Below are 7,205 nucleotides of genomic sequence, written 5' to 3'. Positions count from 1 at the left end.
TCGTTGGCGTTCATGTTGCTGGAGGTGCCCGACCCGGTCTGGAAGATGTCGACGGGAAACTGGCTGTCCCAGGTGCCGTCAGCGACCTGCGCAGCAGCCTTGATGACAGCATCGGCAATGGCGTCGTCCATCAAGCCCAGCGACTGGTTGGTACTGGCCGCGGCGGACTTGATCAGCCCGAGCGCACGGATCATCAGCCGCGGCATGCGCCGGTCGCTGATGGGGAAATTCTCGACCGCGCGCTGCGTCTGCGCGCCCCAGAGAGCATCTGCCGGCACCTCAAGTTCACCGAGACTGTCGCGTTCGATTCGCGTCTTGCTCATGTGCTTTCGGCCGCTCCTGCCCGTAAGCGTGATTCAGGGTTGACTGAATGCAGGCTAACGCGTCTGGAGCCCAGACCCAACAGCCGAACCACCGGCCGCCCACCGAGGCCGGCGGCTTGGGTAGAATACGCGCCCCCTCTCGCCCCCGATCCGCTCCGCATGAAGCTCACATCGTTGTCCGCCCTCTCCCCGATCGATGGTCGTTATGCCGACAAGACCTGGGATCTGCGCGAGATCTTTTCCGAATACGGCCTGATGCACTACCGCCTCCGGGCGGAGATCACCTGGCTGCGGGCGCTGGCGGAACAGCCGGAAGTCACCGAGGTGCCGGCCTTCTCCGCCGAGGCCGAAGTCCTGCTGGACGAGATCGATCAGGGTTTTGACCTGACCGCGGCCCAGCGCGTCAAAACCATCGAAGACACGACCAACCACGACGTCAAGGCGGTGGAGTACTTCCTCAAGGAGCGCTTCGCGCCCAAGCCGGAACTGGCGGCGGTGACGGAGTTTCTGCACTTCGCCTGCACCTCCGAGGACATCAACAATCTCGCCCACGCGCAGATGCTCAACGACGCGCGCACGCGCTTCCTGCTGCCGGCGCTGGACCAGTTGATCGAACGTTTGCGCACGATGGCGCATGAGCTGGCCCACCAGCCCATGCTGTCGCGCACCCATGGGCAGCCAGCCTCCCCGACCACCCTGGGCAAGGAGATCGCGGTGTTCGTGCATCGCCTGCGCCGGCAGCGGGACACGCTGGCCGCCGTGGCCGTCCAGGGCAAGATCAACGGCGCCGTTGGCAACTTCAACGCGCATCTGGCGGCCTACCCCGAAGTGGACTGGCCGGCGCTGTCGCGCTCGGTGCTGCAACGGCTCGACATCGTGCCCGCACCGTCGACGACGCAGATTGAACCGCATGACTACATCGCCGAGTACTTCCACGCGGTGATGCGCATCAACACGATCCTGATCGATTTCGCCCGCGACATCTGGGGCTACATCGCGCTGGGCTACTTCAAGCAGCGCGTGGTGGAAACCGAGGTCGGCTCGTCCACCATGCCGCACAAGGTCAACCCGATCGACTTCGAGAATGCCGAGGGCAATCTCGGCGTCGCCAACGCGGTGATGGCGCATCTGGCCGAGAAGCTCCCGATCTCGCGCTGGCAGCGTGACCTTTCGGATTCCACGACGCTGCGCAACCTCGGCGTCGGCATGGGCCACGTGATGATCTCGCTGCAATCGCTGAACCGCGGCATCGGCAAGCTGGAAGCCAGCCCCGACGCGATGGCGGCGGACCTGGACGCGAACTGGGAAGTGCTGGGCGAGGCCATTCAGACGGTGATGCGCCGCTACGGAATCGAAAAGCCCTACGAACAGCTCAAGAAGCTCACCCGCGGCCAGCGCGTCAACCAGCAGCGCATGGCCGACTTCATCCGCGGCCTGGCGCTGCCGGACGACGTGAAAGCGCGCCTGCTTGAGATGACACCCGCCAGCTATGTCGGCAATGCTGCGGAACAGGCGCTGGCGTGCTAGAAACGGGCCATGGAGTCGGAACACAGCACGCATGACACGACGAGCCTGCCGGCGAAGGTTCTGACCGTTGCCGGCAGCGCCGATCGTGAGTTGGCTCTGTTTTCCGACACGCTGAGCCACCGTCTCTGGGGCAGCGTGGAATTCTGCGACATCGTCCGAACACTGGTAATCCGGCACGAACGCAATCGCGTGCGCGTGCTGGTCCGCCAGCCCGAGCAGGTGCTCGCCGACGGCGCCCACCGGCTGATCGAACTGGCGCGGCAGATTCCCAGCCGGATACAGCTGCGCGGAGCGGTAGCGCCCGCCGACGTGATCCGCGAGGAATGGCTGATCGCCGACCGGCGCGGCGTAGTGCAGCGCCATGACACGGCGGGGGACCAGGCAGTGGCGCGACCGGACGATCCCGGCCGGGCGTCAGCGTTGCTGGCCCGCTTCAATACCTACTGGGCACACGGCAGCCGCAGCCGGGAGTTCGACGAGCTCAGGCTTTAGGCTTCCAGCAGCGGTTCGAAATCCAGTAATGCGCTGCGCAACGCGTCCGGCACCGGCACCGTGGTCTGCCCCGCGTAGTCGAACCACACCGTGATCGCCTCGCTCAGGGCCACCAGTTCCTCCCGGTCCTCGAGAAACATCCCGACCTCGAACACGATGCTGCTGCGTCCGAGCTTGACCACCCGACAACCGAGATCGAGGTTGTCCGGATGCTTGAGCTGACGGATGAAGTCGCAGCCGGTGCGGGCGAGAATCAGGTCCTGATGCTCCGGTAGAGCATCCGCCGGAAAGTTGGCGTCCCGGTACGCCAGGCGGGCGCTTTCCGAGAAGGTGAAGTAGCGGGCGTTGTTGACGTGCCCGAGCACATCCATGTCGCCCCATCGAATCTGCATCGGATACCAGAACCGGTATTCGTCGCGACTGCGTTGTGGTGCTGCCAAATCGAAGGCCTTGTGTGAACGTTGAACCGAAGGCGATCAGTCGTCGCTATCGCTGCTGCTGAGCTTGAAATAACTGCGCATGTTCATGAACAGGAACAGGCCGCAGGCGACGATGTGGATGAACGCGAACAGGTCGGACTGATCCTTGAAATCGAAGGTGTAGATGCAGAACCAGAAGCTGATCGCCACGATGACGACTTCCAGGACCAGCCAGGCGGAGAATTTGGGCGAAACCGACTGCGCCGCGATCACCGAGACCATGAAGACCGCAAAGGCCAGACCGCTGACCGCCACGTATTCCAGGGTGAACTGCGCTGGCAGATCCACGTTCAGATAGAAGAACCGAGGCGCCCAGATCACGAACAGGGCGACGCAGATCGCGAAATAGCTGATCAAGCCGATGCCAGATAGAACCGCCCGCATACCCCTGCTCCTGTAGATTTCTTCGCGATCCCCGGCCATGAAGCATCGCGTCGCCGACCGGCGCGTCGCGAATCCTCGGGGAATGCCGATGCGGCGATGATTCAATCAGAGCCGGGCAACCCAAGGCAAGCATGGCGGTGGCTGCTATTCTCTCAGGCCTCTGATTGAGGGATTGTTCCGGGGGCTCGATGCGCTACGCCATTCTTCTCGCTGTCGCGATCACGCTGAATCTGACGGCCTGCGCGTCGACCCGTGGCGTCGACCGCCTTCCCTTCGGCGAGTATCTCCGCGCCGGCTACCAGCTCAACGAGCGCGAACTCCGCGCGTTGCAGTACTACGTCTCCGACGACATCCATCTGCGTCGCGCCGTGCAGTCCGGCAACCGGACCATCGGCCGCGGCATCCTGGTCGAGCGCAATGCCCGTGTCGTCGACGAAATCCTGATCGAGAAAGGCACGCCGGGCATCGCGGTCGGCAGTGGCAAGGACTGGCTGGCCGTCAGTTTCGAACCCGGCTCCTATCTGTACTTCAGTTCCCGCAATGACGGCGTGCACGTGGTCGGCGATCCCGGCCGCGAGGGCAATCTCTACTACCTGTGGGCCACCGACTGGGTGGGCGGCCCCGGCATCGTCTACGTGAACGGCGTGGCCTACCAGGCGGAACCGTCCAACGCGTATTCGCATCTGCTGGTGGAGCGCAAGGCCCTGGCCCGCTCCGAGGCGCGTGACCGCGTGCAACCGGGCCGCCGGCTCTACGACGACCGGCGCGATTAGCGCCTGTTCGCAGGCCTTCTAGTCGAACGCGCGCGGCGCGGCGAGAAACCCGACCGACACCGCCCCGTCGCCGACATTGACGCCGGCGGTCATGCTCATCACCGACGTCAGCACGCGGATGCCACCGGCCTCGGCCGCGCTCACCAGCTCGTCGAATCCCGGCAACTCGCCCAGCCGCTCCGGCGGACCGCCGTAGCTGACGCACAGAAACCGGCCCTGGAGCCCGTCCCCGATCCGCGCACGGGCGAAATCGAACAGGCGCCGGACGGCCGCCTCAAAACCGCGCTCCGTCTGCACCGCCTCCGTCTCGCCATCGGTGCAGGCCAGAACCGGTCTGATGTTCATCGCCGTGCCGAGCAGATAGCGCAACGGCCCCACGCTGCGATCACCCTTCTTCTTCGCGCGGGCACGGATGTAGTACAGATCCTTCGGGACCAGGTAGGAATGCACCGAATACGCGAGTTCCTCGATCCGCTCCCGCACCGCGGCGGCGCTGAAACCCTCGGCGATCAGCGCGGCGGCCTCGGCGGTCAACGCGCCCTGCCCGGCGAACATGTTGCGCGAATCCAGCACGCGGACGGCGAACGGACCCTCCATCTTCGCCGCATGCCGCGTCGCCTTGTACTCGGTCAGAATCCCGAGCCCGGCCTTGGTGACGTTGGCGAAAACCGGACTACGTGTCGACGACACCGTCAGGCACAAGGCGAAATCGCAGCCGGTCACCACGCGATCGAGGAAGAACCTTCGGACATCTTCGACGGAGGGCGCGCGGGATTCGGCCAGCGTGCCCTTGGCGGCGAGGTGATTCGTGTGGAAGGCCAGCGTCTCGCCGGGATCGCGCGCATCGAGCAGTTCCCGGTCGCCAATGCGAATGGCGATGGGCAGCACGAACACGCCCATCTCGTCGAGGAAGTCCCGCGGCAGATCGCATGTCGGGTCGGCAACCAGTCCTACCTTCATTGTCTGTCCCCCTGCCGCGATGGCGCGGCCCGGTGATCAACGCGATCGTTCGTCGGCCTTGGCGTCCTCCCAGGCTGCGTCCATCGCGTCGAGATTGTCGGCGCACATCTCCAGTCCCGCCTGGGCCATGGCGTCCTCGACGTAGGTAAAACGCCGCTCGAACTTGGCGTTGGCCGCCATCATCGCATCGGTGGGTTCGATCTTCAGATGCCGGGCCAGATTGACGATCGCGAACAGCAGATCGCCCAGTTCCTCGTAGCGCGACGCGGTGTCGTCACCCGCTTGCTGCAATTCGTCCATCTCCTCGCGAACCTTGGCCCAGACGCCATCCAGATCCGGCCAGTCGAATCCCTTGGCCGCCGCCTGTCGCTGCAACCGGGCCGCCGTGCTCAGCGCATCAAGCATGCTCGGCCACCAGGCTCGCGAGATCGTGAAGCATGCCCGCCGTCGCGCCCCAGATCCGCCAGTCCTCCCACATGAGTTCCATGAACGGGATGTCCATCCCCATCTTGCCCAGCGTCTTGCGCTCATAGGCGCCCAGATCGAGCACGTGATGAAGCGGAACCTCGAACACGGCGGCCACTTCCACCCCGTCGGGCTCGAAGCTCACGCCATCGCGGACCCGCGCGACCACCGGGGTGACACAGAAGCGGGAAATCGTCGGATAGTCGTGCAGGTAACCCAGGATTTCCGACGCGGCCGGATCGAGGCTGATCTCCTCGTCGGCCTCGCGCAGCGCCGCGGCCGCGGTGGACGCGTCCGTGGGCTCGATCCGCCCGCCGGGAAAACTGATTTGCCCGGCGTGATCCCGCAGCTTGTCGGAACGCTGGGTCAGCAGCACCCGGGGACCGTCCTCGCGATCGAGAATCGGCACCAGCACGGCCGCGGGGCGCAGCGTGCGCTGCCAGTGCGGACCGAGCAGGCGATCGAAGCCCAGCGGCAGTCCGAGCCGGGTGACGGGCCGAGGCGGCTCGGCGTGGGTATCCCGAAGCACGTCCCGAATCCGGTCCAGCGGGCTCGGGATCATGTCCGGCAGCGAGCTAGCGCCCTCCGCCATCGCCGTCCGCCTGCTGCAGCCGCTCGACATGGGCTTCCACCAGCTCCCGATACCGGGGGGTGAGACCCGCGTCCGCGTAGATCGGATCACCCTCCTCGTCGACCTCGGCCACCGGGCCGCGTTCGTAGGGAAACTCGGCTTCGATCTGATCCAGCGCGGCGGACAACAGGTCGGTGAGGATTTGTTCCTCGCTGCGACCGGGAAAGAGCTCGCTGAGCGCGGCGATCTTGGCGGCGTCGAAGAGCGGAAGGCGGATTTCGTACAGTTTCGCAGCTCGCGGAGCGGCGGCGTCCTGCTGCCACTGCTCAAGGAGTTGTTTCATGCGCATCGAAGGTGTAGTTCGCAATCCGGGGTTCCCCACTATACGCCGAAGTACCGCTCGCGTTGCCACCGCATCATGGCCGCTTTAGCATGCCTTCTCAGTTTTTTATCCCAGCCGCATGCTGCGGCCATCCAGGAGATTTTGACGATGGACATGGAGACGATCTTCAAGAAGATGCCGGAAGCCTTCAACGGCGACGAGGCCGGCGATCTGTCCGCCACGGTGCAGTACAAGGTCAGCGATCCGAAGTACTGCGTGATCGACAGCGGCACGCTGACCGTTCACGACGGCGTCACCGACGATGCCGACGTGACGCTGACGCTGGACGACGATGATTTCGTCGCGCTGATGACCGGTGAGCTCAACGGCATGACCGCGTTCATGACCGGCAAGCTGCAGCTTGAAGGTGATCTGATGCTGGCGCAGAAGCTCTCGTCGATGTTCGACGCTGGCCAGCTCAGCTGATCCGGACGATCGACCGGACAAGGGCACGTGGAGTTCGCTCCGCGTGCCCTTTTTCATGCCCCGCTGACATGGACGCGCCTCTGACCGGAATCGACTGGGAATCCGACGACATCCGTCGCCGGATCGCCGGAGGTCGCCGTCAGCCGCTGGCCCGTGCCTGCGGGCTGGGCAGCATCCGCCCGCTGCGGCTGCTGGACGCCACCGGGGGTTACGGGCGTGACGCCTTCGTGCTCGCCGCGCTGGGCGCCGAGGTCACGATCTGCGAGCGCCTGCCCGCGCTGGCGGACGGGCTGCGATCCGCGCACCAGCGTGCGCTGGAATCTCCGGCGTTGCGCGACACGGCCGAGCGCATGCGGGTTCTCGCGGCGGATTCGATTGATGTCCTGCGCCGCTCGGAGACCGACCACGACGTGATCTACCTCG

12 protein-coding genes are annotated in these 7,205 nt (G+C 65.2%); 5 read left to right on the top strand and 7 right to left on the bottom strand.

The window, feature by feature from the left end; genetic code table 11:
- Positions 1-323: lyase family protein (locus ABNS06_RS08620; protein ID WP_348673918.1), on the bottom strand; the 323-nt coding region annotated here is incomplete at its 3' end.
- A 159-nt stretch (positions 324-482) separates the two neighbouring features.
- On the opposite strand from ABNS06_RS08620, the gene purB reads away from it, so the two are divergent.
- Both purB and ABNS06_RS08610 read left to right on the top strand, forming a co-directional pair.
- Positions 483-1,850, top strand: a complete 1,368-nt coding sequence (purB, locus tag ABNS06_RS08615) for an adenylosuccinate lyase (RefSeq protein WP_348673917.1) — start codon at positions 483-485, stop codon at positions 1,848-1,850.
- A 9-nt stretch (positions 1,851-1,859) separates the two neighbouring features.
- Positions 1,860-2,342, top strand: a complete 483-nt coding sequence (locus ABNS06_RS08610) for a hypothetical protein (protein ID WP_348673915.1) — start codon at positions 1,860-1,862, stop codon at positions 2,340-2,342.
- On the opposite strand, the gene ABNS06_RS08605 is transcribed toward ABNS06_RS08610, so the two are convergent.
- Together ABNS06_RS08605 and ABNS06_RS08600 are read right to left on the bottom strand one after the other, a co-directional pair.
- Entirely contained in the window at positions 2,339-2,782 is a 444-nt protein-coding gene (locus tag ABNS06_RS08605) for a thioesterase family protein (RefSeq protein WP_348673913.1), read from the bottom strand. The genes ABNS06_RS08610 and ABNS06_RS08605 overlap by 4 nt on opposite strands.
- A 36-nt stretch (positions 2,783-2,818) precedes the next feature.
- A complete protein-coding gene (locus ABNS06_RS08600; RefSeq protein WP_348673911.1) occupies positions 2,819-3,205 on the bottom strand; it encodes a hypothetical protein in 387 nt (128 codons plus the stop codon).
- A 188-nt stretch (positions 3,206-3,393) separates the two neighbouring features.
- On the opposite strand from ABNS06_RS08600, the gene ABNS06_RS08595 reads away from it, so the two are divergent.
- Positions 3,394-3,978, top strand: coding sequence for a hypothetical protein (locus tag ABNS06_RS08595; RefSeq protein WP_348673910.1), 585 nt, complete (start codon positions 3,394-3,396; stop codon positions 3,976-3,978).
- Between the two features lie 18 nt (positions 3,979-3,996).
- On the opposite strand, the gene ABNS06_RS08590 is transcribed toward ABNS06_RS08595, so the two are convergent.
- From ABNS06_RS08590 to ABNS06_RS08575, 4 genes are read right to left on the bottom strand one after another with little or no spacing between them, the layout of a single operon-like run.
- Complete coding sequence (locus tag ABNS06_RS08590; RefSeq protein ID WP_348673909.1) at positions 3,997-4,938, bottom strand: DegV family protein; 942 nt, start codon at positions 4,936-4,938, stop codon at positions 3,997-3,999.
- Positions 4,939-4,974: 36 nt separating this feature from the next.
- Positions 4,975-5,343: a MazG nucleotide pyrophosphohydrolase domain-containing protein gene (locus ABNS06_RS08585; RefSeq protein ID WP_348673907.1), complete on the bottom strand. Its 369-nt coding sequence runs from the start codon at positions 5,341-5,343 to the stop codon at positions 4,975-4,977.
- On the bottom strand, positions 5,336-5,995 hold the full coding sequence (locus tag ABNS06_RS08580; RefSeq protein ID WP_348673905.1) for a CoA pyrophosphatase: 660 nt from the start codon (positions 5,993-5,995) through the stop codon (positions 5,336-5,338). Before ABNS06_RS08580 ends, ABNS06_RS08585 begins: the two co-directional genes overlap by 8 nt.
- Positions 5,979-6,317, bottom strand: a complete 339-nt coding sequence (locus ABNS06_RS08575; RefSeq protein WP_348673904.1) for a type 1 pili tip component — start codon at positions 6,315-6,317, stop codon at positions 5,979-5,981. The genes ABNS06_RS08580 and ABNS06_RS08575 overlap by 17 nt, the downstream gene beginning before the upstream one ends.
- 147 nt (positions 6,318-6,464) lie before the next feature.
- Between ABNS06_RS08575 and ABNS06_RS08570 the strand changes: the two genes are divergently transcribed.
- Positions 6,465-6,782 (top strand): SCP2 sterol-binding domain-containing protein, encoded by a 318-nt coding sequence (locus tag ABNS06_RS08570; protein ID WP_348673903.1) that lies wholly within the window; start codon positions 6,465-6,467, stop codon positions 6,780-6,782.
- A gap of 68 nt (positions 6,783-6,850) precedes the next feature.
- Positions 6,851-7,205 (top strand): class I SAM-dependent methyltransferase (locus ABNS06_RS08565; RefSeq protein WP_348673901.1); only part of this gene is annotated, 355 nt, incomplete at its 3' end.

It is taken from the genome of uncultured Abyssibacter sp. (genome assembly GCF_964000955.1).
GTDB lineage: Bacteria > Pseudomonadota > Gammaproteobacteria > Nevskiales > OUC007 > Abyssibacter.
Note: the sequence above shows the minus strand (reverse complement) of the source record. Positions and strands in the feature narration are given on the sequence as shown.

Bases quoted from the DNA above. Each gene is read 5' to 3' on its own strand.
- purB (WP_348673917.1), top strand. From the start codon at position 483: ATGAAGCTCACATCGTTGTCCGCCCTCTCCCCGATCGATGGTCGTTAT.
- ABNS06_RS08610 (WP_348673915.1), top strand. From the start codon at position 1,860: ATGGAGTCGGAACACAGCACGCATGACACGACGAGCCTGCCGGCGAAG.
- ABNS06_RS08600 (WP_348673911.1), bottom strand. From the start codon at position 3,205: ATGCGGGCGGTTCTATCTGGCATCGGCTTGATCAGCTATTTCGCGATC.
- ABNS06_RS08595 (WP_348673910.1), top strand. From the start codon at position 3,394: ATGCGCTACGCCATTCTTCTCGCTGTCGCGATCACGCTGAATCTGACG.
- ABNS06_RS08590 (WP_348673909.1), bottom strand. From the start codon at position 4,938: ATGAAGGTAGGACTGGTTGCCGACCCGACATGCGATCTGCCGCGGGAC.
- ABNS06_RS08585 (WP_348673907.1), bottom strand. From the start codon at position 5,343: ATGCTTGATGCGCTGAGCACGGCGGCCCGGTTGCAGCGACAGGCGGCG.
- ABNS06_RS08580 (WP_348673905.1), bottom strand. From the start codon at position 5,995: ATGGCGGAGGGCGCTAGCTCGCTGCCGGACATGATCCCGAGCCCGCTG.
- ABNS06_RS08575 (WP_348673904.1), bottom strand. From the start codon at position 6,317: ATGAAACAACTCCTTGAGCAGTGGCAGCAGGACGCCGCCGCTCCGCGA.
- ABNS06_RS08570 (WP_348673903.1), top strand. From the start codon at position 6,465: ATGGACATGGAGACGATCTTCAAGAAGATGCCGGAAGCCTTCAACGGC.